The organism is Salipiger sp. D13, assembly GCF_003703915.1.
Lineage (GTDB): Bacteria > Pseudomonadota > Alphaproteobacteria > Rhodobacterales > Rhodobacteraceae > Salipiger > Salipiger profundus.
The window spans coordinates 95,315-119,227 of the sequence record NZ_ML112591.1 but is presented as its reverse complement, the minus strand read 5'-3'; the positions used below and the strand labels follow the sequence as shown (position 1 = coordinate 119,227).

The following is a 23,913-nucleotide window of genomic DNA, read 5'->3' as shown; positions in this document are numbered from 1 at the left end:
CGACGGCCGGTCAGTTGGTGCAGGGGATCGGGATCTCGACCACGTCGGAGCCACGGCGCACCCGGGTCGAGCAGACCTCGGGCGCCGCCTTTTCGACCTGCTGCTCCTGCGCGACAAGCCCCAGGAGCTCGCGCTGGTCCATCTCGATCACGTCGGCGACGGTTTCGTCGTCGGCGGCCATAAGCGAGAGCGACAGCCGCCCGGTGCTCTGCGCCTGCGCGAGCCCGGCGACCTGCTGCGGGCTCACGGCCACGGTGACGGTGCGCGCGATGGTGGGGCTGCTGCTCGAGATGACCGAGGCCTGGTCGATGGCGATCAGCCGGACGCCGGTCTGGATCAGCCGGGTCACGTCGCCGCGTGGCAGGTTCGGGTCGCCGCCGGGCATCCGGCCGGTCCAGTAGATGTCGACGCGGTCGCCGGGCCGCAGGAAGCCCGAGACGCCCGTGGCGACATCGACCTTGATGGCAAAGGCGCGCTGGCCCTTGTCGAGACGCGAGGTCAGGCCCGCGTCGCCGCCGGGCTCGCTCACGCGGCTGGCGAGAACGGCGTCGAACCTGTCCATTGCCTGCATCACGACGCGCGGCTCCGCACCCTCGGCAAACAGGGGGGTCTTGGCGTCAAAGATGCCCTTCGGCAGGATCTCGGTCGGCCAGGGCGCCAGGCGGACATCCTCCCTGGTGAGGACATGGCCATGATTGAGCTTGCGGTTCGCGACGTAGATCTGCTGTGTCGGAACCACCTGCACCGCCTTCTCGCGTTCGTGGCGAAGCGCGTTCTGATAGGCGCCGAACTGCTTCTGTGCGAGGTGAACGGCAAAGCCGGCCAGACCAAGGCCGGCGATCAGCACAAGTCCGAATACCAGTCGCATCGTGTTTCCTCTCGGGCTTTGACCTCAGGGGCGCCGCGTGTGGTTCGGGCGCGTTCAGTCCCCGTGAATAGCCGTGGATTGTGGCCAATTCTGGCCGATTGCGTAGCGCTTTCGCGGCTCCGCCGGCGTCTCGGGGCGCGCGAAGGACAGGCTGCGGATGTTCGGGGGCTTGGATCGAAAAGACCGCCTCGAGACGCGAAGCGGTTTCCGGTTGTTCTCGGCTTGGTGGTGTCAGTCAGGCGCTGGGTAGAGGCGTGCCTGCTCTCGGGCGAGGGCGCCGCCGGTCGCGTCTTCCATCGCGCTGCTGTTGTCGCGGATCACGTAGAAGGAGATGGCGGCCATGAACACCATGGAGGCGGTGAGGATGACCCAGTCGACCGTGACCGCGCCGGTCTCGTCGCGCGCAAAGGTCCTGGCGAAGTGACGCATGGCTCGAGCCTTCGATAAGAACACTTTCGTAGATTTGTCCCGGGCCGGGAAGGCCGGCCCGGGAAAGTCAGCTCAGGAGGCAGATCAGCCGTCGGCGGGCGGCGGGGTGTAGTCTGCGCCGAAGAGGGCGGTGCCCTCACCCTGGATCGCGGTGCCGGCAGCGCCGATCATGGCGTCCGAGTTGTTGGCGATGGTGGTGTAGGCGCCGATGGCCATGGCAACGACGGCCGCGGTCAGCACGACCCAGTCAACCGTCACTGCACCGTCTTCGTCGTTGCGGAAGTTTTTGATGAAGTTCAGCATGTCTCTCTCCGTTTCTCGAATATCAGCTCAGGGTGGCGGATCAGCCGTCGGCGGGCGGCGGGGTGTAGTCTGCGCCGAAGAGAGCGGTGCCCTCACCCTGGATCGCGGTGCCGGCAGCGCCGATCATGGCGTCCGAGTTGTTGGCGATGGTGGTGTAGGCGCCGATGGCCATGGCGACCACGGCCGCGGTCAGCACGACCCAGTCAACCGTCACTGCACCGTCTTCGTCGTTGCGGAAGTTTTTGATGAAGTTCAGCATGTCTCTCTCCGTTTCTCGAATATCAGCTCAGGGTGGCGGATCAGCCGTCGGCGGGCGGCGGGGTGTAGTCTGCGCCGAAGAGAGCGGTGCCCTCGCCCTGGATCGCGGTGCCGGCAGCGCCGATCATGGCGTCCGAGTTGTTGGCGATGGTGGTGTAGGCGCCGATGGCCATGGCGACCACGGCTGCGGTCAGCACGACCCAGTCAACCGTCACTGCACCGTCTTCGTCGTTGCGGAAGTTTTTGATGAAGTTCAGCATGTCTCTCTCCAGTGGGATCTTGTCACGTTCTGCTCACGTCACCGCTTCGATCCGTTCCCGGGCCTCTCTCATTGCCCCGTCCCTCTGCGGTATGGGGATATATAGCCCCCGGATTCGGGCAGCATTTGGACGCGATTTGGTTGATTTTGTAGTTCTCGGGAGGCGGCTGAGGAATCTGGTTAACTTAATGTATTGAAAGATGTTTTTAGATTTCCTGTCGGCAGGACTTGCAGAGGCATGGGCACTTCTGGGCCAAAATGGCACGCAGACCGGGGGATTCGTGCAGCCGTCTTGGTCGGATCGGACCACTGTGAGAGACTTGCTCGACAAAACGGACCAGAGGCAGGTCGGAGCGATGTTGCGTATCATGGGTTTTGCGGCCCTTCTGGCCGTGTTCGGGGCAGGTTCCCTGCCGGCGGAGTCGCCGCCGCCATTCCCGGAATTCTCGGCAAAGCGCGTGACCCCGCCGAAGCCGGGCACGAAGAAGCGCATCACCGTGCAGATCGCACCGGCCCCGGTTCGGCCCGCCGTCGCTGTTCCCACCCCCGACGCCGGGGGCGGTGCAACGGCCAAGGGGCGGGCCACGGGTATGGGCTCCTACGCATGGTTCTGGGACGTGGTGTCGCCGGCGCTTTCCGAAAGCGGACCGGGGCGGCTCGAACCGGCGCTCGTGCGGCTCGCGACGCCGCCGCAGGGGCAGGGGGTGGCCGCGCCGCGACTGGCGGACCTGCAACGCCTCGCCGCCGCGCACGGGGTGGACCTGTTGAAAGCCACGGTCGGCACGCGGGTGTCACCGGCCTTTGCGCTCGCGGTGATGGCGGTCGAATCCGGCGGCCGGGCCGACGCCCAGAGCGGCGCCGGCGCGCAGGGCCTCATGCAGCTCATGCCGGCGACGGCCGCGCGCTTCGGGGTGTCCGATGCCTTCGATCCGGCCGACAACATCCAGGGCGGCGTCGCCTTTCTCGATTTCCTGATGGAGACCTTCGACGGCGACCCGATCATGGTGCTGGCGGGCTACAACGCGGGCGAGAACGCGATTCCGAAGCACGAGGGCGTGCCGCCCTACTCGGAGACCCGAGACTACGTGCCCAAGGTGCTCGCCGCGTTCAAGGTGGCGCGGCTGCTCTGCCTGACGCCGCCGCAGCTCATCTCGGACGGCTGCGTGTTCCGAACTCCCAGCACGATGGCCGCCAACTAGCGCAGGGCCTGCTGCCGCAGCACCGCCCCGGGGTTCATGATGCCGTTCGGATCGAGCGCGGCCTTGATCGCCCGCATCGCGGCAAGCTTCGCCGGGTCGCCATAGCGTTCGAGATCGTCGACCTTGAGCCGCCCGATCCCGTGCTCGGCGCTGACCGAGCCGCCCATCTCGTGCACGAGGTCATGCACGGTCCGCTTGATATCCTCGCGCTGGTCGACGTGATCCTCGCGGCTGCGGCCCGGCACCGGGAAGACGTTGTAATGCAGGTTGCCGTCGCCGAGATGGCCGAAGCAGTTGATGCGGAAATCGCCGAGCGCCGCGATGGCCGGGGTGCCGCGTGCGATGAACTCGGGGATGGCGCCGAGCGGCACCGAGATGTCATGCGAGGAGATCGCGCCGATGGCCCGGTTCGCTTCGGGGATGCGCTCGCGGATCGCCCAGAAATCGGAGCGCTGTTGCTCGGACTGCGCCACCAGCGCGTCCGACACCAGCCCGGCCTCGTGGGCGCTGGCAAACAGCGTCTCGAGCGCGCCGGCCGGATCGAGCCCGCGCGCGAGGCCCAGCTCGATCAGCACGCACCAGTCGGGCGGGCTGTCCCATGGCTGGCGCACGTCGGGCACGGTTTCCGACAGGAAGTCGAGCCCCTGCCGCGAGATCAGCTCGAAGGCGCTGATGCCCTCGCCGAGTTGGTCGCGGGCCAGCGCCAGCAGGTCGAGCGCCGCCGCCGGGTCGGTCACGGTGAAGAGCGCGGTGCCGGTCGCCGCCGGGATCGGCGCGAGCTTCAGCGAGGCGGCGGTGATGAGCCCAAGGGTGCCCTCGGCACCGATCAGCAGGTGGCGCAGGTCGTAGCCGGTGTTGTCCTTGCGCAGCCGTTTCAGCCCGTGCCACAGGCTGCCGTCGGGCAGCACCGCCTCGAGCCCCAGCACCTGGTCGCGGGCGTTGCCGTAGCGCAGCACGTTCACCCCGCCGGCGTTGGTCGACAGCAGCCCGCCGATCCGCGCCGTGCCTTCCGAGGCGAGCGACAACGCGAACAGCCGCTCCGCCTTCTGCGCGGCCGCCTGCACGTCGGCGAGCACGGCGCCGGCCTCGGCCACGAGCACGTTCTCCTGCGGGTAGACGGCGCGGATCGCGGTCATCCGCTCCATCGAGACCAGCAGCGGCGCCGGCGCATCGGGGGCCACCTGGCCACCGACCAGCCCGGTGCCGCCCGCGAGCGGCACGATGCCGACCCGAGCCGCGTTGCAGGCGCGCACGATCTCCGACACGTCCTCGGCGCTGCGGGGCAGGGCGACCCATTGCGAACTGCCCCGCCAGCGGCCGCGCGGCTCCTCGAGATGGCGCGGCTCGGCACGGCGCAGGGTGCCCTCTGGCAGCCGCGCGGCAAGGGTCTCGGCAAAGGCGTCGTCGGCGGGGATCAGGGTCATCGGGGGCTCCTCTCGGGCGCGGACAATGGTCCGAAACCCGACGGAAGCCAAGGGCCGGGTGTCAGTCCGCGAGATAGGCCGGTTGCAGCACCGTGACGGTGGGGCGGGGCGGCAGGTCGCGCAGGCTTACCACCAGCTCGGGCCCGCTGCGGCGGTCGACGGCGAAGCCCTCGGGCAGGCCGCCGAGAAACTGCTCGAGCGAGTAGCCGGAGAACCAGTGCATCGGGATGATGATCGAACTCTTCAGCCGTTCGACCACCCGCAGCATCGCGTCGAGCGACATGGTATAGCCGCCGTCGACCGGTACCATGACCACGTCGAGCCGGCCGAGGGCCGCGTATTGCGCATCGTTCGGCTCGTGGTGCAGGTGGCCGACGTGGCCGATACAGAGCCCCTCGACCTCGAAGACGAAGATCGAATTGCCGCGCTCCTCGGTGCCGCCGTAGGCCGAGCGGATGTCGGTCGAAACGTTGCGGATCAGCATTTCACCAAGGTCGAGGTGATGCTCGATCCCCTCGCCGAAGGCGCCCCAGCCCTCCAGCACATGCGGAATCGCCGGGTCCGGGCTGCCGGTCCAGTGGGTGCCGTGGGCGTGGTTCATGGTGACCACGTCGGGGATGAAGTCGGCGTTGCCGAGAAAGCCGTTGTAGTCGGTCACCGCCTCGATCCCGCCGCGCGTCTGGATCATGAAACTGGCGTGCGCGATGTAATGGATGCGCACCGAGTAGTCGGGCACCGGATCGGTCCATGCGGCCTTGTGCAGGTACTGCAGGCCCGGCGTGGCATCGGCGATGGCGATGCAATGCGATGGGCGGCGGCTCTCCTGCGCGGCGGCGGGCGGGACGGGCAGCAGCAGGGCGAGGATCAGGGCAAGGCTGGTCGGGACAAGGCTGGTCAGGGCAGGGCGGGGGCACGGCATCGGCGGGTCTCCTTTCGGGGATGCCGTGAGCCTAGCAAGCCGCGCCGCCCGGCGACCTGACATTTCCGTTAGGTCAGCCACTCGGGGGCGATCTGCCAAGCTGAACGCCGCGAAGCGATGAAGGTTCGGGCGCCCTAGCCGACCTGCGTCTTGCCGCGCCGGTCGTTGCGCAGGCAGGCATAGAGCACGTGGGTGCGCCAGCGGCCATTGATCTGCAGGTAGCTCTGCGCGACGCCCTCGTACTTGAAGCCCGAGCGTTCGAGCAGCCCGCGCGACGGCACGTTCTCGGGCAGGCAGGCGGCCTCGATGCGGCTGAGGTCGAGCCGCTCGAAGGCGTGGTGCACGATGGCGGCGATGCTCTCGCGCATGAAGCCCTGCCGCGCGAAGGGCTGGCCCGTCCAGTAGCCCAGCACCCCCGACTGCGCCGGACCGCGCCGGATGTTGTCGAGCGTGATCGCGCCCAGCAGCTGCTCGTCCTCGCGCCGGAAGATGAAGAGCGGCACCGCGGTGCCGCCCTGGATCGACCGGTTCGCCCAGTAGACCCGGTTGGTGAACGCCCGGCGGGTCAGGTGGTCGGCGGCCCAGGAGGGCTCCCATGGGGTCAGGTAGCCGCGGCTCTCCATGCGCAGCGAGACCCACGCGTTGAAATCACCGTGCTGCGGCGGCCGCAGGAGCAGCCGCTCGGTGTCGAGCCGTAACCTGCGCCGCCGTCCCAGCATCACGCCGCCCGGCGTGCCTGCAGTGCCTCCAGGCCGGGGGCCTTGCCGACGGGGCCGTAGAGCGCCAGCGCGGCGGGCGCGCTCGCCGCGATGTCCTCGGCGAACACCCGGACGTCGCCGGTGGTGACGTTGTCGATCCGGGCGACGGTCTCCTCGATCGGCGGCACCTTGCCCCAGATCTGCACCATGCGCGCCATGCGCTCGGCCCGGGCCGAGGAGCTTTCGAGCCCCATCAGCAGCCCCGCCTTCATCTGGGCGCGGGCACGGGCGACCTCTTCCGGGGTCATGTCGTCGGCGGCCCGCTTCATCTCGTCGATGGTGATGCCGGTGAGCTCGGCCAGCTCGTCGCCACTGGTGCCGGCGTAGATCGTCGTCAGGCCGGTGTCCTCGTAGGCGCCGGTCTGGGCGAAGATCGTGTAGCACAGGCCGCGCTTCTCGCGGATTTCCTGGAACAGCCGCGAGGACATGCCGCCGCCAAGCGCGATAGTGTAGATCTGCGCGGTGAAGAAATCCGGATCGCGGTAGCCCGGTGCCTCGAACGCCAGCGCGAAATGCGCCTGCTCAAGGTCCTTCTCGCGGCGCATCTCGCCGCCGGTGAAGCGCGCGTTCTCGAAGGCCCCGGACTTGCGCGAGGCCATGTCGCCGAAGAGCGCCTGCGCCTGTTCGACCAGCTGCTCGTGATCGACCGCGCCCGCAGCCGACAGGATGATCTGCTCGGGGCCGTAATGCTCGTCGACGAAGGTCTCGAGGTCGCTGCGCCCGAAGCCGCGGATGTTGGCCGCCTCGCCGAGGATCGTCCGCCCCAGCGCCTGGTCCTGGTAGGCGCGCTCCTGCAGCCAGTCGAAGATCACGTCGTCGGGCGTGTCGAGCGCCTGGCCGATTTCCTGAAGGATGACGCCGCGCTCGGTCTCGATCTCGCGCGCGTCGAAGACCGGGTTGCGCAGGATGTCGGCGATGACGTCGAGCGCGAGCTTCGTGTCGTTCTCGAGCACGCGGGCATAATAGGCGGTCACCTCGCGCGAGGTGTAGGCGTTGATGTAGCCGCCCACGTCCTCGATGGCCTCGGCGATCTGCAGGGCGCTGCGCGTCTTCGTGCCCTTGAAGGCCATGTGCTCGAGGAAATGCGCGATGCCGTTCTGCTCGATCCGCTCGTTGCGCCCGCCGGCGCTGACCCAGACGCCGATCGACGCCGATTGCAGCCCGTCCATGCGTTCGCTCACGACCCGCAGGCCGTTGTCGAGGGTGGTCAGTTCAACAGTCACTTTGAGATACGCTCCCGAATGAGGGTTTCCAGAGCCGCGAGGTCGTTGTCCACGTGGGTCACGCGCTCGGGCCGGTCGAAGAGATCGGCCATATGCGCGGGAAGGGGGGGCCGGATGCCGCTGGCCTGTTCCACCGCGTCGGGGAACTTGGCCGGGTGGGCAGTGGCGAGGGTGATCATCGGCGTGTCGGCGGCGCGGTGCTCGTCGGCCACCTTCAGCCCCACGGCGGAATGCGGGCAGAGCAGCTCGCCCATGGTGCGTTTCGCCTGCGCGATGGTCGCCAGCGTCTCCTCCTCGGAGGCGCGGCCGCTTTCGAAATGCTCGCGCAGCGCCTGCAGCGCGCCCTGGCTGACCTTGAAGCCGCCCGACTTCAGCTCGTCCATGAGCTGCGCCACAGCGTTGCCGTCGCGGCCGTAGGCGTCGAAGAGCACCCGCTCGAAGTTCGAGCTGACCTGGATGTCCATCGACGGCGAGATCGACGGGTGCACCCCGCTCGTCTCGTAGGCGCCGGAGGTCAGGCAGCGGTGCAGGATGTCGTTCTGGTTGGTGGCAACCACCAGCCGGTCGATGGGCAGCCCCATCTTCTTGGCGATGTAGCCGGCGAAGATGTCGCCGAAGTTGCCGGTGGGCACCGTGAAGCTGACGCTCCGGTCGGGCGCGCCCAGGGACACGGCGGCCGAGAAGTAGTAGACCACCTGCGCCAGCACCCGCGCCCAGTTGATCGAGTTCACGCCCGCCAGCCGCACCTCGTCGCGGAAGGCGAAGTCGTTGAACATGTCCTTGAGCTTGGCCTGGCAGTCGTCGAAATGGCCGTCGAGCGCCAGCGCGTGCACGTTGGACTCGGAGGGCGTGGTCATCTGCCGCCGCTGCACCTCGGATACCCGCCCGTGCGGATAGAGGATGAACACGTCCACCGCGTCGAGCCCGCGGAATGCCTCGATCGCGGCGCTGCCGGTGTCGCCCGAGGTGGCGCCGACGATGGTGACGCGCTCGCCGCGCCGGGTCAGCGCCTCCTCGAAGAGCTGGCCGATGAGCTGCATGGCGAAATCCTTGAACGCCAGCGTCGGCCCGTGGAACAGCTCGAGCAGGAAATGCCCCGGCGCGAGCTGCACCAGCGGCGCTCGCGCGCCATGGTCGAAGCCCGCGTAGGCCCGGGCGATCAGGTCGCCGAAGGTCTCGTCGGTGAAGCTGTCGCCGACGAAGGGCCGCATCACGCGAAAGGCGGTCTCCTCGTAGCTCAGCCCGTGCAGCGCGCGGATGTCGGCGGCGCTCATCGCGGGCACCGTCTCGGGCACGTAGAGCCCGCCGTCGCGGGCGAGGCCCGACAGCATCGCCTCTTCGAAGCTCAGCGCGGGCGCCTGTCCGCGGGTCGAGATGTAGCGCATCAGGTCTCTCCGGTCTTGCGTTGCCGCACGATGTAATAGGCGGTCATGATCAGCCACACCACGGCCAGCGAGAACCAGGTGATGGCGTATTGCAGGTGATCGTTCGGAATGCCGCTGGTGTCCACCGGCATCGGCTCGATGGCCGGGTCTCCGGGGGTGACCCGGCGCGCCACCACGAGCAGCGGCTCGGTGCCGAGCGCCTCGGCCATGGCGCCGATGTCGCGGGCGAACCAGATGTTGCCCGCGACGTCGTTCTCGGGCGTCGAGGAGGTGCGGTCGTCGGGCCAGTGCAGGTTGCCCAGCACCTCCGCCGGGCCGCTGCGCCGCGCCGCGTCCTTGTTCTCGTCGCGGGTAAAGCCGCGGTCGAGCAGGACCAGCCGGCCATCTTCGGTGCGGAACGGCGAGACGATGAGATAGCCGGCGCCGATCTGCTTGCGGCTCACCAGCACCCGCAGCGCGCCGGGCAGGATCTCGCCCTCGAGCGCCACCGGCTGGTAGCGCTGGGCCTCGGGGTCGACCATGACCGGAAGCGGCCGGGCATCGCCGCCGATGCGGTCCTCGATCTCGGCGAGAACCCCTTCCTTCCAGGACAGACGTTGCATCTGCCACAGGCCGAGCCCGACAAGAATGCCGGCGCCGATGAGGCCGAACAGCAGGGGGGCAAGGTATCGTGTCACGTGGACTCCGCAGGATGGGTGGTGGCGCCTGCTTTATCGTGTCGGGGCAGGGGGTCGCAAGGCGCTTGTCGTCGGGCCGCCGCGCTGTGGTTCCCCGCCGCAACTGCCGCCGACAATCCCCGGGGGCAACGCCCGGCCGCAGCGACCGGCCTGCCTCCGGCGGGGATATTTCAGGCCAGAAGAAACCGGGACGCGCCGCGCAGGGGCTTCTTCTGGCTCCAAATATTCCCGGGGGAGTCCCGAAGGGGCGGGGGCAGCGCCCCCTTCCGCCCTCTCAGCCCTCGCCGAGCTTCGGAGAGGCGCGCCCGAGGCTCAGCTCGGCGTCCGAGAACCGGAACGGGGAGCGCACGCCGGGCACGCCCTCGGGCGAGATCCTCATGCCGCGGGCCTGCACCTGCGGGTCGGCCATCACCTCGGCGAGATCGTTGATCGGCCCGGCGGGGATGCCCTCGCGCTCGCAGCCCGCGAGCAGGTCGGCCTTGGACCACTTCGAGGTCTCCGCCATCAGGTGGGCCTCGAGCGGGTCGCGGTTGCGGATGCGGTCGGCGTTCGTGAGGTAGTCGGGATGTTCGGCAAGGTCGTCGAGCCCGAGCAGCCGGCAGAGCCGCTGGTACTGCGGGTCGTTGCCGGTGGCGATGATGATGTAGCCGTCGGAGCAGTCGAACACCTGGTAGGGCGTCAGGTTCGGGTGGTAGTTGCCGGTCCGGCCCGGCGCCTCGCCGGTGGCGAGATAGTTCATCGCCTGGTTCGCGGTCGCCGCCACGGCGCAGTCGAGCAGCGCCATGTCGACCTGCTGGCCGCGGCCGGTGCGCTGCCGCTGGTGCAGCGCCGCGAGGATGCCCGAGACCGAGTAGAGCCCGGTGAACAGGTCGGTGATCGCGACGCCGGTGCGCTGGGGCTGGCCGTCGGGGTTGCCGGTGATCGACATGAAGCCAGACATGCCCTGGATGATGTAGTCGTAGCCGGCGCGATGCGCGTAGGGGCCATCCTGGCCGAAGCCGGTGATCGAGCAGTAGACGAGCCCGGGGTTCACCTCTGCCAGCGACGCGTAGTCGAGCCCGTATTTCGCCAGGCCCCCGACCTTGAAGTTCTCGATCAGGATGTCGGCGTCGCGCACCAGCTCGCGGACCTGCTCCTGTCCCTCGGGCGTGGTGAAGTCGATCGCCACCGAGTGCTTGCCGCGGTTGCAGCAATGGAAATAGGCCGCCGAGCGGTCGTCCTCGCGCTCGATGAAGGGCGGGCCCCACCTGCGGGTGTCGTCGCCGCGCGGCGCCTCGACCTTGATGACCTCGGCGCCGAGGTCGGCAAGAACCTGACCGGCCCAGGGGCCGGCCAGGATTCGCGCGAGCTCGATGACCTTCACCCCTTCGAGGGGGCCGATCGGAGCCGAGGTCATTGTGCGGCTTCGTAGCGCTCGTCGAGGATCGCGGAGAAGTCCGAGTAGGACATGTTGGTGTTGAGCTCGCCGTCGATGACGAAGGAGGGCGTCGAGTTGAAGCCGTCCTCTTCGACGTTTGCCTGGTACCAGCTCACCAGCGACTTGAGCTTCTCGCCGTCGGTCATGCAGGCGTCGAGCTGGTCCTTGTTGATGCCGGCCTGCAGGCCGATCTTGCGGATCGCGTCGGCCACGGCGACCTCGGTGCTCTGGCGGGCCCAGTCCTGCTGGCTGCCGTAGAGCATCTCGACGATGCCGAAGTACTTCATTTCGCCGCCGCAGCGCGCCATCAGCGACGCCCACATGTCGTACTTGTTGAAGTAGGCTTCGCGGAAGGTGAACTTCACCTTGCCGGTGTCGATGTAGTTTTCCTTGATCTGCGGGAAGACATTCTCTTCGAAGTCTGCGCAATGCGGGCAGGTGAACGAACCGTATTCGATCACCTCGACCGGCGCGTCCGGGTCTCCGAGGGTCATGTCGGTGACCTCGGCCGTCGGGGCGCTGTCCTGGGTCTCGGCGGTGTCGGCCTGGTCGGTGCTGTCCTGCGCGCTGGCGGCGCCCATCGGAGGCTGCGCCGTCGGGCTCAGGAGCCAGCTTCCGCCGGCAGCGAGAACGGCGGCGAGCGCGGCGGTGGTCAGGATACGCTTCATGGGTCTTCCTTCTTTGACTGCGTGAGCCGGGCCCGGGGCCCTAGCGTTGCGACCTTGTTATGACGTTGGCGCCCAGACGTTCAAGCGCCTGCCGCAGGCCCTCGTCGGCGATGCCCTCGGTGGTGCGATGCGCCTCGGCGACGGTTTCGGGGGTGGGCTGCGGCTTCGACGCGGACTTCGGGCGGTGGTCGAAGGCGACGCGGCCCTCGGAGAACCCGGTGGCGGCGGTCTGGGTGACGCGGATGCGCGAGATGGCGTTGTAGCCGTAGATGGCGTTCACCCGTTCGCGCAGCTCGTCCTTGCGCATCTCGAGCAGGGGGGCATTGGCGCCGGTGGTCAGCAGCGTGAGCGTCGCCCCCATGCCGCCGCGGCCGTAGCTGATCTCGACCGGGCGGGAGATCGCGGCCATCTCGGTGCCGGCGATCTCTTCCCAGTGGGTCAGCACGCGCGACTGCGCGAAGCCGCGGCTTTCGCTCGCGCGCCGGATGTCCTGTTTCAGGAGCCCGCCGGTCAGGGCGAACCCGTAGGTACTGCTGCGCCGTCGCATCTTGAATCCCTCCGTCCGGGGCTATTGTAGTGAGCGCGCAATCGGGCGCCAGCCCGGAATCATCCGATCAAGGGAATGTCAGACGTGTGTGACGCCGCCCGCGCCGAGGACCTGCTCGACTGGTACGACCGCCACGCCCGCGCGCTGCCGTGGCGCGTGGGGCCGCGCGCCCGCGCCGAGGGGGTGCGGCCCGATCCCTACCGGGTCTGGCTGTCCGAGATCATGCTGCAACAGACCACCGTGCCCGCGGTGAAGCCCTATTTCGAGGCCTTCACCGCGCGCTGGCCCACGGTGGCCGATCTTGCCGCCGCCGAGGACGCCGACGTGATGGCGGCCTGGGCCGGCCTCGGCTACTACGCCCGCGCCCGCAACCTGCTGAAATGCGCCCGCGCCGTGGCCCGCGATCATGAGGGGATCTTTCCCGACAGCTACGAGGGGCTGCTGGCTTTGCCGGGGATCGGACCCTACACCGCCGGGGCGGTGGCCGCCATCGCCTTCGACCGGCCGGCGACGGTGGTCGACGGCAACGTCGAACGGGTCATGGCGCGGCTGCACGACGAGCACACGCCGCTGCCGCAGGCAAAGCCCATTCTCACCGAGATGGCGGCAGCGCTGACGCCCGAGGCACGGCCCGGAGACTACGCGCAGGCGGTCATGGACCTCGGTGCCACGATCTGCACGCCGCGCAACCCCGCCTGCGGGCTCTGCCCGTGGCGCGGCGCCTGTGCCGCATGGGAGGCGGGCACCATGGCGGAGCTGCCGAAGAAGGCGCCGAAGAAGCGCAAGCCCACGCGGTTCGGCATCGCCTATCTGGCGCGGCGCGTCGACGGCGCCTGGCTGCTGGAGCGGCGGCCCGACAAAGGGCTGCTCGGCGGGATGCTGGGCTGGCCCGGCAGCGAGTGGGGCGATGCGCCGCAGGAGGCGCCGCCTATCGATGCCGAGTGGAAGACCCTGCCGGGCGAGGCCCGCCACACCTTCACCCACTTCCACCTGCGGCTGACGGTGAAGACCGCGCTGGTGCCCATGGACCGACCGGCAAGTCGCGGTGATTTCATCGAATTGTCCGATTTTCGCCCCGCCGATCTGCCTACGGTGATGCGAAAGGCCTTCGATCTCGCGCGCGGCAGCTGAGCCCTCGATGGCGAGGCGTGCGGGCGTCGGCTGCTCCGGCCTGCCCGGAACATCACCGATCGGCACGTGACGGGGGCTGCGGGCGGGGCTAAGCTGCGCCCGGATCGCGCTTCGGATCAACTCATACGGGGGCCCGACATGCTCTCTTCGGACAAGGTGGCGCGCATCACCGCCGCGATGCCGTTCTGGCTGACCTACATCCTGCCGCCGCTGGTCTGGCTCGGGGCGGTGCAGGGCGGCCTCTGGGTGCTGCTGCCGCCGCTGGCGACGTGGTATCTGTTCTCGGCGCTCGACGCGGCGCTGGGCCTCAACCGCGAGAACGCCGACCCGCTGACCGAGGAGCGCCAGCTGTTCTGGTACCGGTTGGGGGTCGTCTGCTGGGCGCCGGTGCAGTTCCTGACGCTCTATGCGCTGATCTGGTATCTCGGCCGGGCCGATCACCTGTCGGGCTGGGAGACCTTCGGCGTGATGTTCGGCACCGGCGTGATGACCGGCTCGGTGGGCATCGTCTACGCGCATGAGCTCCTGCATCAGTCGAACCGGGTGGAGCGCAGCCTTGGCGACTGGCTGCTGGCGATGGTGCTCTACTCGCATTTCCGCTCGGAACACCTGCTGGTGCACCACCTCTGGGTGGGCACGCCGCGCGATCCGGTGACGGCGCGTTACAACGAGGGGTTCCATCGCTATTACGCGCGGGTGCTGCGCGATTGCCCGGTCTCGGCCTTCCGTGCCGAGGCGGCGCTGCTGAAGCGCCGCGGCCTGCCGTGGTGGCACCGCCGCAACCCGTTCTGGAAATACGCGGCCCTGCAGCTTGCGATGGCGGCGCTGGCCGTGGCGCTGGCAGGCTGGTTCGGGCTGCTGTTCTTCGCGGTGCAGGCGGGCGTCGCGATCTGGCAGCTGGAACTGACCAACTATGTGGAGCACTACGCGCTGACCCGGCGCCACCTGGGCGAGGGGAAATACGAGCACGTCAAGCCGCATCATTCCTGGAACTCGGCGCATACCGCGACCAACTGGCTGCTCATCAACCTGCAGCGCCACTCGGACCATCACTACAAGCCGGACCGGCGGTTCCCGCTTCTGCAGACCTACGAGGAGACCGAGGCGCCGCAGTTGCCCTACGGCTATCCGATCATGACGATGGCGGCGATGGTGCCGCCGCTCTGGCGCCGCATCATGAACCCCAAGGTCCGCGCCTGGCGGCGGACGTGGTACCCCGACATCGAGGATTGGGCCCCTTACAACAAGGCGCAGACGCCGACCCCGCGCGGCGCGGGCTGAGATGGGTCGGGCGCCGTTGTCGTCCGGACGGGGGTGTTTGTTCTCTATGAAGGGGCGGGCGGCGTTCGACCTCGTCCCTGTCGCAATCGATGTTGACGAGGTCAGGTCCTGAGGGGCTCTGCCCCTCTTGGCCTGCGGCCAATTCACCCCGAGGGTATTTGGAAAGAGAAGAAGGGCGGGGTTGCCGCTTGGTCAGCCCATCCGGGCTTGCATTCGGTCCATGGCGCTCGCAATCATGGGAGCCCCGACACGTGCAAGGAGACAGGGACTTGGAGCTGGACAAAGCCGCCCGGACGGCCCGCGAGAACGCCTACGCGCCCTATTCGCATTTCAAGGTGGGCGCGGCGCTGCGCACGCCCTCGGGCGCGGTCTACGCCGGCTGCAACGTCGAGAACGTGTCCTACCCGGAAGGCACCTGCGCCGAGGCCGGCGCCATCGCCGCCATGGTCGCGGCGGGCGAGACCGAGATCGCCGAGGCCTATGTCATCGCCGACAGCGCGCATCCGGTGCCTCCCTGCGGCGGCTGCCGCCAGAAGCTGGCGGAATTCGCGCGCGGCGAGGTGAAGGTGACGCTGGCCACGGTCGACGGCGCGACGCTCGAGACCACCGTCGGCGCGCTGCTGCCGGGGGCCTTCGACCGGGACCACATGGACCGCGCCTGATGGATGCGCGCACGGTGATCGCCGCCCTGCGACGCGGCGAGGCGCCCTCGGCCGAGGGGCTGCGCTGGTTCGCCGCCGGGCTGGCCGACGGCAGCGTCAGCGCGGCGCAGGCCGGGGCCTTTGCCATGGGGGTCTGCCTGCGCGGGCTGTCCGAGGAGAACCGGGTCGCGCTGACGCTGGCGATGCGGGATTCGGGCCATGTCATGCAGTGGGATCTCGACGGGCCGGTGGTCGACAAGCATTCGACCGGCGGGGTGGGCGATTGCGTGAGTCTCGTGCTGGCGCCGGCGCTCGCGGCCTGCGGTCTCTACGTGCCGATGATCTCGGGGCGGGGGCTCGGCCATACCGGCGGCACGCTCGACAAGCTCGACGCGATCCCCGGCTACGCGGTCGACCCAGACGAGACGCGGTTTCGCGAGGTGGTGCGCGCGGCGGGCTGCGCCATCGTGTCGGCCAGCGCCGGCATCGCCCCGGCGGACCGGCGGCTCTACGCGGTGCGCGACGTGACCGCGACGGTGGAGAGCCTCGACCTGATCACCTCGTCGATCCTTGCCAAGAAGCTGGCGGCGGGGCTCGACGCGCTGGTGCTCGACGTCAAGGTCGGCTCGGGCGCCTTCATGAAGACCGACGCCGATGCGCGGGCGCTGGCCGGGGCGCTGGTCTCGACCGCCAACGCGGCGGGTTGCCCGACAACGGCCTTCGTCACCGACATGAACCAGCCGATCGCGCCGGCGCTGGGCAACGCGCTCGAAGTGGACGCCGCGATGCGGGTGCTGGCGGGGCGCGAGCAAGGCCCGCTGCACGCGCTGACGCTGGCGCTGGGCGCGCCGCTGCTGGAGCGGGCCGGGATCGACGCGCCGGAAGACCGGCTGCGCGCGGTGCTGGCCTCGGGCGAGGCGGCCGAGCGCATGGGGCGCATGGTCTACGGGCTGGGCGGACCGATCAACTTCGTCGAGGACTGGGGCCGCTACCTGCCCGAGGCCACGGTGATCCGCGAGATCCCGGCGCCCTCGGCTGGCCACGTGGCGGCGATCGACGGCGAGGCGCTGGGGCTCGCGGTGGTGCGGCTCGGAGGCGGGCGCACGGTCGAAACCGACAGGATCGACCCGGCGGTGGGCCTGTCGGACGTGGTGCGGCTCGGCACGTGGGTCGAGGCGGGACAGCCGCTGGCGCGGGTCCATGCCGCGCGAGAGGACGAGGCCGAGGCCGCGATCCGCGTCGTGCAGGCGGCGATCACTTTGGGCGCGCCGGTCGAGGCGGGCCCGCTGATCCGGGAGCGTATCGGATGAGGGCATTTCTCGTGGTGATGGATTCGGTGGGCATCGGCGGTGCCCCGGATGCCGGCTCCTATTTCAACGACGGCGCGCCGGACACCGGTGCCAACACCGTGCTGCACATCGCCGAGGCCTGTGCCCGCGGCGAGGCCGAGCAGGGCCGCAGCGGCCCGCTGCGCCTGCCGGTGCTCGACCAGCTGGGGCTGGGGCGCGCGGTGGAGCTGGCGAGCGGCGCCGTGCCGCCGGGTCTCGGGGCGGTGCCGGATGGGCGCTGGGGCGCGGCAACCGAGGTGTCGCGCGGCAAGGACACGCCCTCGGGGCACTGGGAGCTTGCCGGGCTGCCGGTGCCGTGGGACTGGCACTATTTCCCCGACACCCAGCCCGCCTTTCCCGAGGCTCTCATGGCCGAGGTCCGCGAGATCGCTGGCACCGAGGGTACCCTCGCGAACTGTCACGGCTCGGGCACGGTGATGCTCGAGCGGTTCGGCGCCGAGCACATGTGCACCGGCTGGCCGATCTGTTACACCTCTGCCGACAGCGTCTTCCAGATCGCCGCACATGAAGAGCGCTACGGGCTCGACCGGCTGCTCGACCTCTGCGAGCGCATCGCGCCGGTGCTGCACGAGATGAAGGTGGGCCGGGTGATCGCGCGGCCCTTCGTCGGGGCGGAGGGCGACTTCCGTCGCACCGGCAACCGGCACGATTATGCCATCCGGCCGCCCGAGCCGATCCTGACCAACTGGGCGCAGGACGCGGGCCGCACGGTCCATGCGGTGGGCAAGATCGGCGACATCTTCTCGATGGAGGGGATCGACCATCTGCACAAGGGCGATGATGCGACGCTGATGGGCCACCTGAACCGGCTGGTGGACGAGGCGGAAGACGGATCGCTCACCTTCGCGAATTTCGTCGAGTTCGACAGTCTCTATGGCCACCGGCGCGACGTGTCGGGCTACGCCCGGGCGCTGGAGTGGTTCGACACCGAGATCGGCCGGCTGCTGCCGCGGCTGCGCGACGACGACCTGTTGCTCATCACCGCCGATCATGGCAACGACCCGAGCTGGCGGGGCACCGACCACACCCGCGAGCGGGTGCCGGTGCTGATCGCCGGAAAGGGCGCCGGCCCGGTGGGGCAGGTGGCCTTCGCCGACGTGGCGGCAAGCGTGGCCGCGCATCTGGGTGTGCCGGCGTCGGGTGTTGGAAGGAGTTTCCTGTGATGGACGAAGAGCGTATCGCGGCGATCCGGGCGCTGCCCAAGGTCGAGCTGCACCTGCACATCGAGGGCGCCGCGCCGCCGGGCTTCATCCGCGGGCTGGCGCAGGAGAAGTCGCTGCGGCTTGATGGCGTCTTCGCGCCGGATGGCAGCTACGCCTACACCGATTTCGTGCACTTCCTGCAGATCTACGAGGCCGCGACCTCGGCCCTGCGCAGCCCCGAGGATTACGCCCGGCTCACCACCGCCGTGCTCGAGGAGAGCGCCGCGAACGGGGTGATCTACTCGGAATGCTTCCTGTCGCCCGATTTCTGCGGGGGCGGTGATCTCGGGGCGTGGCGGGAATACCTGCACGCCATCCGCGAGGCGGCGGACGCGGCAGAGCGCAGCATGGGCGTCACCCTGCGTGGCATCGTCACCTGCATCCGTCACTTCGGCCCCGAGCGGGCGAAGCCGGTGGCGCTCTGCGCCGCCGAGACGGCGGGCGACTGGATCGTCGGCTTCGGCATGGGCGGAGACGAGAACAAGGGGCGCCAGAAGGATTTCGCCTACAGCTTCGACATGGCGCGCGAGGCCGGGCTGCGGCTGACCACCCACGCCGGCGAATGGCGCGGTCCGGGCGAGGTCGCCGACGCGGTCAACGACCTGCGGGTCGAACGCATCGGTCACGGCGTGCGTGCGGCCGAGGACCTGGCGCTGGTCGACCGGCTGGCCGAGGATGGCGTCGTGCTCGAGGTCTGCCCGGGCTCGAACGTGACGCTCGGGGTCTACCCGAAGCTCGGGGCGCACCCCATCGACAAGCTGCGCGAACGGGGCGTGAAGGTGACGGTCTCGACCGACGATCCGCCGTTCTTCCACACCTCGATGGCCGACGAATACGAGGCGCTGGCGAAGACCTTCGGCTGGGACGAGGAGGTCTTCGACGAGATTGCCCGCACCTCGGTCGAGGCGGCGTTCTGCGACGCGGACACAAAGGCGGCACTGCTCAAGCGGCTCGGCTGACGCGGGAGGCGCTTTCCCGGAAAGACGACGTTTCCGCCACGGCGCCCCGCATCGGGGCGTTGCGGGTGGCTTCTGCTGTCGCTAATCAGGGGGCGATACATGACAGGAGCATCGGGGCCATGAAGCAGCATCTTACCGTCGTCGACCATCCGCTGGTGCAGCACAAGCTCACCCTGATGCGCGAAAAGGACACCTCGACCGCGTCCTTCCGGCAGCTGCTGCGCGAGATCAGTCACCTTCTGGCCTACGAGGTCACCCACGAGCTGCCGGTGACCACCAAGCACATCGAGACGCCGATGTGCCCGATGGATGCGCCGGTGATCGAGGGCAAGAAGCTGGTGCTGGTATCGATCCTCCGGGCCGGCAACGGGCTGCTCGACGGCATTCTCGAGCTGGTGCCCGCCGCGCGGGTGGGCTTCGTCGGCCTCTACCGCGACGAGGAAACGCTGAAGCCGGTGCAATACTACTTCAAGGTGCCGAAGAACCTCGAGGATCGCACCGTGATCCTTGTCGATCCGATGCTCGCGACCGGCAATTCCTCGGCCGCGGCGGTCGACCTGATGAAGGAGGCGGGCGCCCGCGACATCCGGTTCCTCTGCCTGCTCGCCGCGCCGGAAGGGGTGGCCCGGATGAAGGAAGCGCATCCCGACGTCCCGATCATCACCGCCGCGCTCGACGATCACCTGAACGAGAAGGGCTATATCGTTCCGGGACTAGGGGATGCGGGCGACAGGATGTACGGCACAAAATAAGCCGCTGCGCCGCTTTACAGGCTGCAAGCCTTCATGCATGATTCCGCTCGTATCCGTGGGGGCATCATGCGTTTGAAAAGACTGGCGGTCCTGGCCATCACCACCGCGTTCGCGGGATTGGGTGCCGTGTCGGCCCAGGCACAGGGCATCACCACCATCGACACGCCGGCGGAAATGCCGCCGGCGAGCTTCACCGGCAAGCAGTTCGCCGACAGCCGGGGGTGCCTGTTCGTGCGCGCCGGCTTCGACGGCGCGGTGATCTGGGTGCCGCGCATGACGCGCGACCGCGAGCAGGTCTGCGGCTACAAGCCGACCTTCGGCAACACCCGGACCGCTGCGGCGCCCGCTCCGCAGCCTGCGCCGAAGCCGGTCGCCAAGCCCGCACCGGCACCGAAGCCCACGGTCGCGGCTGCACCCAAGCCGACGCCGGCCCCGAAGAAGACGGTCGCGACGCGTCAGCCGATGAAGACGGTGGCCTCGAAGCCCGCACCCAAGGCGGTGGTCCGGGCACCGGCCTCGAAGCCGCCCGCTGCGCCGCCGCCGAAAACCGTGGTCAAGACGATGCCCAAGGCGCCCGCCGCCACCGCGCAGCGGGTGATCCGGGTCAAGCCGGGGCAGGGCTGCCCGCCGGGCGCGACCGGGACGATCATGCGCGACGGCATGGCGGTGCGCTGCGGGCCGCAGGCCAGCCCCTATGTCACCGAGATCCGCCGCGGCGATGCGCCCAAGTCCGGCAAGAACGTCTATTACAACTACGGCAAGGGGAAGGGCAGCTGGGATGACAGCCGGCTCGACCTCGGCGATCCGCAGGCGAAGGTGAGCCTTGCCTCCCGCGGGGGCGCCACGCGCATCGTGCCCGACCAGGTCTGGGAAGCGCGCTCCGAGGTGCCGCCGGTGGTGCCGCGCGGCTATCGCCCCGCCTGGGAGGACGACCGCCTCAACCCTTACCGGGCCTGGCAGACGGTGGATGGCTTCTACGACACGCAGCGTCGCTGGACCAACACGGTGCCGCGCGTCAACGATCTGGCCGCGCGCCGGATAGAGGCGCGCGATCCCATCCTGCTCTACAAGGACACCGCCACGGTTGCAGCATCGACGAAGACCCCGGTCTACGCGACCAGCGGCACGAGCACGGCGCAGGCCGGGATGTCGCGCGCTCCCTTGGTCTCGACACGGTCGGCGCCGGTGAAGCAGGCGCCCGCTGCCACATCGTCCAGCCGCTACGTCGAGATCGGTCTCTTCACCACCCGCGCCAAGGCGGATGCCGCCGCGTCGCGGTTGCGCCAGGCCGGTCTGCCGGTGCGCTACGCCCGCGCGGGCGGAGATGCCTCGTCCAGCCGCCGGGTCGTCGTCGGCCCCTATGCCAGTGCCTCGGCGCTGCGGGGCGCGCTCGGTCGCGTTCACGCGGCGGGCTACGTGCAGGCCTACCTGCGCTGAGGCATCGCGACTTTACGGACGTGACGGCCCCTGACCGGCGACGGCAGGGGCTTTTTCGTGGGCCATCCTGCCCGTGTCGCGGCCTCAGCCGCTGCAGATGCCCTGTAGCCTGATCCAGTCGGCGTCGGTCAGCACCAGCCGCCCGCCGCCCTCGGCGTGCGGGTCCGACGCGATCAGGGCGCCGGCGTCGTCTCCGGCGGCCTCGCGGGCCAGCCCGTAGGCCGTACTGCGCATCTGTGCCCGGTCGAAGGCGCGCAGCAGCGCCTCGGTCGGGACCGGGTCTGGCGGTGCGTCGACCACCGCCTCGCTGTAGCTGTCGAGCGCGGATTCGGGCAGGCTGCCGGTGGTCAGGAGCTTCAGCGACGCCCAGAGCCCCGCATGATCGAGGAGCTCTCCGAACGGGTCGCCACGTCGGGCCCTGACCGCCTCGGCCAGCACGTAGCCGGCGGTGACGTCCGGGTCCTCGTAGTCCTCGATCAGCGCGCGGTTCAGCAGGATGATGCCGCCGGGCAGATGGGCGGTCTCCTCGACGCCGCCGGGCAGCACGACGAGATCGTCCTGCCGCGTCTCGCCCAGCGTCCGCAGGGCAAGGCGGCGCAGGGGAAGGCGGGCTTCCTCGGTCATGCAGGGCTGGCCCGCGATGTTCGTGATGCGCGACAGCAGCGCCGCGCCGATCTCTTCGCGCTTCACGGCGGGCACGACCTGCCGGGTGTGCTCGACGAGCGCGCCGGGCAGCCAGAAGGCCCCGCCGAGAACCAGCACGGCGCTGAGGCCGCCGACGAGCAGCAGCCGCAGCTTGCCGCGCCGGGGTCGACGCCGGTCGATGGCCCGCAGCAGCCGCTCGATGGCCTCGATCATCGTGGTCTCGTCCTCGGCCAGCTCGAGGGTCTCGCCGGGATCGCCGTCGGGATGGTAGATCGCCGGCCCGGGGCCACGGTTGGCGCGGCGGACGGCGGCAAGCGACCAATGCGCGAGCGCCCGTCCGGAGAATTCCGAGATCGTCAAAGACGCATCGCCCAGCGACACGATGACCTCGCGCCGCTCTGCATCGGGCTCGGGCCGCCAAAGGCCCGAGGCTTCCAGCCTTTGATACTGTTTGAGTGCCGTCATTCCGGGCTGCTCTGCCTCGTTCCGGCGGACGTTAGCATGGCCCGCAAGGGAGGGGCAATGCGCCGCGACCGATCTGGGGCACCGCATGTCGAAGCGCGGCCAGGGACGATTTGGCGCCAACCGGATATCCGGGCGGCTTTCGGCGGTGCAGGGGCGCAATTCGGCGCTACCACCCGTGCGTGCGAGGCGATATGCTGAGGTGGGCGGAAGAGGTTTCGCTCTTCTTTTACGGGAGCTGCACGGCGGCTCGGACGACGGCCGAAGGAGGCGCCTTGGATAATTTCAGACCCGATCCCGCCATCCGCCCTCCCGGGAGCGGTAGCTACGAGTGGGATCTCCGGATCGGCCGCTGGCAGATGAGCGCGGAACTGCGCAGTGTTTACGGGCTGTCCCAGGCCCCGGGGCATCCGGAGGAACTCTTGCAGATCGTGCATCCCGACGACCGGGATCATGTCCGGAGCGAGATGGCACGGGCGCGCAAGGCGACGAGCAGTTACGAATACGACTTCAGGATCCTGTGCGGTGACGGGAGCGTGCGCAGCATCCTCGACCGCGGGGTCGTCCGGCGCGAGGGCGGGGGCGAGGTCACGCATCTCTGTGGATTGCAGGTCGACGTGACCGACCTCATCGCGCGCACGGTTGTGCGCGATCCGGCGAACCCGGCAGACACGCTGAAGGCCGTGGACGACACCGACAGCCGCATCGGCGTCGGCGACGTGCTGGACGTGCTGTTCGACGATGCGCCCGTCGGTCTCGCGATCTGGGACCGCGACCTGCGCTTCGTGCGGATCAACGCGTTGCTCGCCGAGATGAACGGGCTTTCGCCCGAGGCGCATCTTGGCAAGACCGTGCAGGAGCTGCTGCCCGACGTGCGCGATATCGAGGGGCTCAATGCGGTTTTCCGCGAGATCCTCGAGACCGGCGAGGCGCATCGCGACGTGGAGGTCTCGGGCACGACCCCCGCGGCCCCGGGCGAGGCGCGATACTGGCGCGAGCATTTCTTTCCGATCCGGACGGACGGCGAGATCGTGGGGGTCGCCGCCACCGTCGAGGACGTGACCGAGGCGCGCCACGCGCAGGAGCAGATCGACGTGCTGCTGCATGAGCTCAACCATAGGAGCAAGAACCTCGTCGCGCTGATCCTCGCGATCTCGCGGCAGACGGCCCGCCATCAGCCCGAGGATTTCCTCGAGGTCTTCCAGTCCCGGCTCGAGGCCATGTCGGCGGCGCAGGACCTGCTGATCCGGCGGAACGAGGACGCCGTGAGCATGCAGGAACTCATCCGTTCGCAGCTGCCGCATTTCGCGCAGCTGATCGGCGACCGCATCCTGCTGCAGGGCGACCCCGACATCGTCGTGCCGGGCAACGCGGTGCAAGGCCTGGGCCTTGCCTTCCACGAGCTGACGACAAACGCGGTGAAATACGGCGCGCTGTCCAACCACGGCGGGCGGCTCACGATCCGCTGGTCCGAGCGTTCCGCAGCCGACATGCTTTGCATCGAGTGGCAGGAGCACGGCGGCCCCGTCACGGCACCACCGACCCGGACCGGCTTCGGCAGCAGCCTGACCGGCGCCATGCTCAAGTCGACGCTCGGGGCCGAGATCGTGGCCGATTACGCCCCGGAGGGGCTGAAGTGGCGCCTCGATCTTCCAAGGGGCTGCAATCGCAGCTGACTGGACTGCCCCAGGGCCGAACGCACAGGACACCCTGGAGGTGG

General features: G+C 69.3%; 25 protein-coding genes. 10 read left to right on the top strand and 15 right to left on the bottom strand.

Annotated elements, in window-relative coordinates:
* Positions 1–10: 10 nt before the first annotated feature.
* The 5 genes from cpaB to D6860_RS04840 all read right to left on the bottom strand — a co-directional run bounded on the left by cpaB (position 11) and on the right by D6860_RS04840 (position 2,118).
* The gene (gene cpaB, locus D6860_RS04860; RefSeq protein WP_076622410.1) at positions 11–868 is read right to left on the bottom strand and encodes a Flp pilus assembly protein CpaB; all 858 of its coding nucleotides are present in this window, start codon (positions 866–868) and stop codon (positions 11–13) included.
* 231 nt (positions 869–1,099) lie between these two features.
* Positions 1,100–1,297 (bottom strand): hypothetical protein, encoded by a 198-nt coding sequence (locus D6860_RS04855; RefSeq protein WP_076622409.1) that lies wholly within the window; start codon positions 1,295–1,297, stop codon positions 1,100–1,102.
* An 84-nt stretch (positions 1,298–1,381) separates the two neighbouring features.
* On the bottom strand, positions 1,382–1,600 hold the full coding sequence (locus D6860_RS04850) for a Flp family type IVb pilin (RefSeq protein ID WP_076622408.1): 219 nt from the start codon (positions 1,598–1,600) through the stop codon (positions 1,382–1,384).
* A gap of 40 nt (positions 1,601–1,640) precedes the next feature.
* Positions 1,641–1,859 carry a Flp family type IVb pilin gene (locus tag D6860_RS04845; protein ID WP_076622408.1) on the bottom strand — a complete coding sequence of 73 codons (219 nt, stop codon included), beginning with the start codon at positions 1,857–1,859 and terminating at the stop codon, positions 1,641–1,643.
* 40 nt (positions 1,860–1,899) lie between these two features.
* On the bottom strand, positions 1,900–2,118 hold the full coding sequence (locus D6860_RS04840) for a Flp family type IVb pilin (RefSeq protein WP_076622408.1): 219 nt from the start codon (positions 2,116–2,118) through the stop codon (positions 1,900–1,902).
* A gap of 367 nt (positions 2,119–2,485) precedes the next feature.
* On the opposite strand from D6860_RS04840, the gene D6860_RS04835 reads away from it, so the two are divergent.
* Positions 2,486–3,316: a lytic transglycosylase domain-containing protein gene (locus D6860_RS04835; RefSeq protein WP_076622407.1), complete on the top strand. Its 831-nt coding sequence runs from the start codon at positions 2,486–2,488 to the stop codon at positions 3,314–3,316.
* Here the strand turns inward: D6860_RS04835 and D6860_RS04830 are convergent.
* The 9 genes from D6860_RS04830 to D6860_RS04790 all read right to left on the bottom strand — a co-directional run bounded on the left by D6860_RS04830 (position 3,313) and on the right by D6860_RS04790 (position 12,334).
* Positions 3,313–4,740 (bottom strand): FAD-binding oxidoreductase, encoded by a 1,428-nt coding sequence (locus D6860_RS04830; protein ID WP_076622406.1) that lies wholly within the window; start codon positions 4,738–4,740, stop codon positions 3,313–3,315. The two genes, D6860_RS04835 and D6860_RS04830, sit on opposite strands and share 4 nt — an antisense overlap.
* Positions 4,741–4,801: 61 nt before the next feature.
* Entirely contained in the window at positions 4,802–5,659 is an 858-nt protein-coding gene (locus tag D6860_RS04825; protein ID WP_017469595.1) for an MBL fold metallo-hydrolase, read from the bottom strand.
* Positions 5,660–5,793: 134 nt separating this feature from the next.
* Positions 5,794–6,378, bottom strand: coding sequence for a GNAT family N-acetyltransferase (locus D6860_RS04820; RefSeq protein ID WP_076622405.1), 585 nt, complete (start codon positions 6,376–6,378; stop codon positions 5,794–5,796).
* A complete protein-coding gene (locus D6860_RS04815; RefSeq protein ID WP_076622404.1) occupies positions 6,378–7,640 on the bottom strand; it encodes a M16 family metallopeptidase in 1,263 nt (420 codons plus the stop codon). The genes D6860_RS04820 and D6860_RS04815 overlap by 1 nt, the downstream gene beginning before the upstream one ends.
* Positions 7,637–9,025, bottom strand: a complete 1,389-nt coding sequence (gene thrC, locus D6860_RS04810) for a threonine synthase (protein WP_076622403.1) — start codon at positions 9,023–9,025, stop codon at positions 7,637–7,639. Before thrC ends, D6860_RS04815 begins: the two co-directional genes overlap by 4 nt.
* Positions 9,025–9,702 (bottom strand): SURF1 family protein, encoded by a 678-nt coding sequence (locus D6860_RS04805; protein ID WP_076622402.1) that lies wholly within the window; start codon positions 9,700–9,702, stop codon positions 9,025–9,027. Before D6860_RS04805 ends, thrC begins: the two co-directional genes overlap by 1 nt.
* A gap of 274 nt (positions 9,703–9,976) precedes the next feature.
* A complete protein-coding gene (locus D6860_RS04800) occupies positions 9,977–11,098 on the bottom strand; it encodes a CaiB/BaiF CoA transferase family protein (RefSeq protein WP_076622401.1) in 1,122 nt (373 codons plus the stop codon).
* A complete protein-coding gene (locus tag D6860_RS04795; RefSeq protein WP_076622400.1) occupies positions 11,095–11,787 on the bottom strand; it encodes a DsbA family protein in 693 nt (230 codons plus the stop codon). Before D6860_RS04795 ends, D6860_RS04800 begins: the two co-directional genes overlap by 4 nt.
* Positions 11,788–11,827: 40 nt before the next feature.
* The gene (locus D6860_RS04790; RefSeq protein WP_076622399.1) at positions 11,828–12,334 is read right to left on the bottom strand and encodes a DUF721 domain-containing protein; all 507 of its coding nucleotides are present in this window, start codon (positions 12,332–12,334) and stop codon (positions 11,828–11,830) included.
* A gap of 84 nt (positions 12,335–12,418) precedes the next feature.
* On the opposite strand from D6860_RS04790, the gene mutY reads away from it, so the two are divergent.
* From mutY to D6860_RS04750, 8 genes are all read left to right on the top strand, one after another.
* Complete coding sequence (mutY, locus tag D6860_RS04785) at positions 12,419–13,465, top strand: A/G-specific adenine glycosylase (protein ID WP_083697741.1); 1,047 nt, start codon at positions 12,419–12,421, stop codon at positions 13,463–13,465.
* A 138-nt stretch (positions 13,466–13,603) separates the two neighbouring features.
* On the top strand, positions 13,604–14,746 hold the full coding sequence (locus D6860_RS04780; protein WP_076622397.1) for an alkane 1-monooxygenase: 1,143 nt from the start codon (positions 13,604–13,606) through the stop codon (positions 14,744–14,746).
* A gap of 269 nt (positions 14,747–15,015) precedes the next feature.
* Complete coding sequence (locus D6860_RS04775; protein WP_076625244.1) at positions 15,016–15,408, top strand: cytidine deaminase; 393 nt, start codon at positions 15,016–15,018, stop codon at positions 15,406–15,408.
* Entirely contained in the window at positions 15,408–16,697 is a 1,290-nt protein-coding gene (locus tag D6860_RS04770) for a thymidine phosphorylase (RefSeq protein WP_179949481.1), read from the top strand. The genes D6860_RS04775 and D6860_RS04770 overlap by 1 nt, the downstream gene beginning before the upstream one ends.
* Positions 16,694–17,899: a phosphopentomutase gene (locus D6860_RS04765; protein WP_076622396.1), complete on the top strand. Its 1,206-nt coding sequence runs from the start codon at positions 16,694–16,696 to the stop codon at positions 17,897–17,899. The genes D6860_RS04770 and D6860_RS04765 overlap by 4 nt, the downstream gene beginning before the upstream one ends.
* Positions 17,899–18,897, top strand: a complete 999-nt coding sequence (locus tag D6860_RS04760; RefSeq protein WP_076622395.1) for an adenosine deaminase — start codon at positions 17,899–17,901, stop codon at positions 18,895–18,897. Before D6860_RS04765 ends, D6860_RS04760 begins: the two co-directional genes overlap by 1 nt.
* A 119-nt stretch (positions 18,898–19,016) precedes the next feature.
* Positions 19,017–19,649: a uracil phosphoribosyltransferase gene (gene upp / locus D6860_RS04755; protein WP_076622394.1), complete on the top strand. Its 633-nt coding sequence runs from the start codon at positions 19,017–19,019 to the stop codon at positions 19,647–19,649.
* 66 nt (positions 19,650–19,715) lie between these two features.
* Positions 19,716–21,086 (top strand): SPOR domain-containing protein, encoded by a 1,371-nt coding sequence (locus D6860_RS04750; protein ID WP_076622393.1) that lies wholly within the window; start codon positions 19,716–19,718, stop codon positions 21,084–21,086.
* 84 nt (positions 21,087–21,170) lie between these two features.
* Here D6860_RS04750 and D6860_RS04745 read toward each other — a convergent pair whose 3' ends face one another.
* Positions 21,171–22,196 (bottom strand): hypothetical protein, encoded by a 1,026-nt coding sequence (locus tag D6860_RS04745; RefSeq protein ID WP_076622392.1) that lies wholly within the window; start codon positions 22,194–22,196, stop codon positions 21,171–21,173.
* Between the two features lie 272 nt (positions 22,197–22,468).
* Between D6860_RS04745 and D6860_RS04740 the strand changes: the two genes are divergently transcribed.
* Positions 22,469–23,869, top strand: coding sequence for a sensor histidine kinase (locus tag D6860_RS04740; RefSeq protein ID WP_162277743.1), 1,401 nt, complete (start codon positions 22,469–22,471; stop codon positions 23,867–23,869).
* Positions 23,870–23,913: the final 44 nt, after the last annotated feature.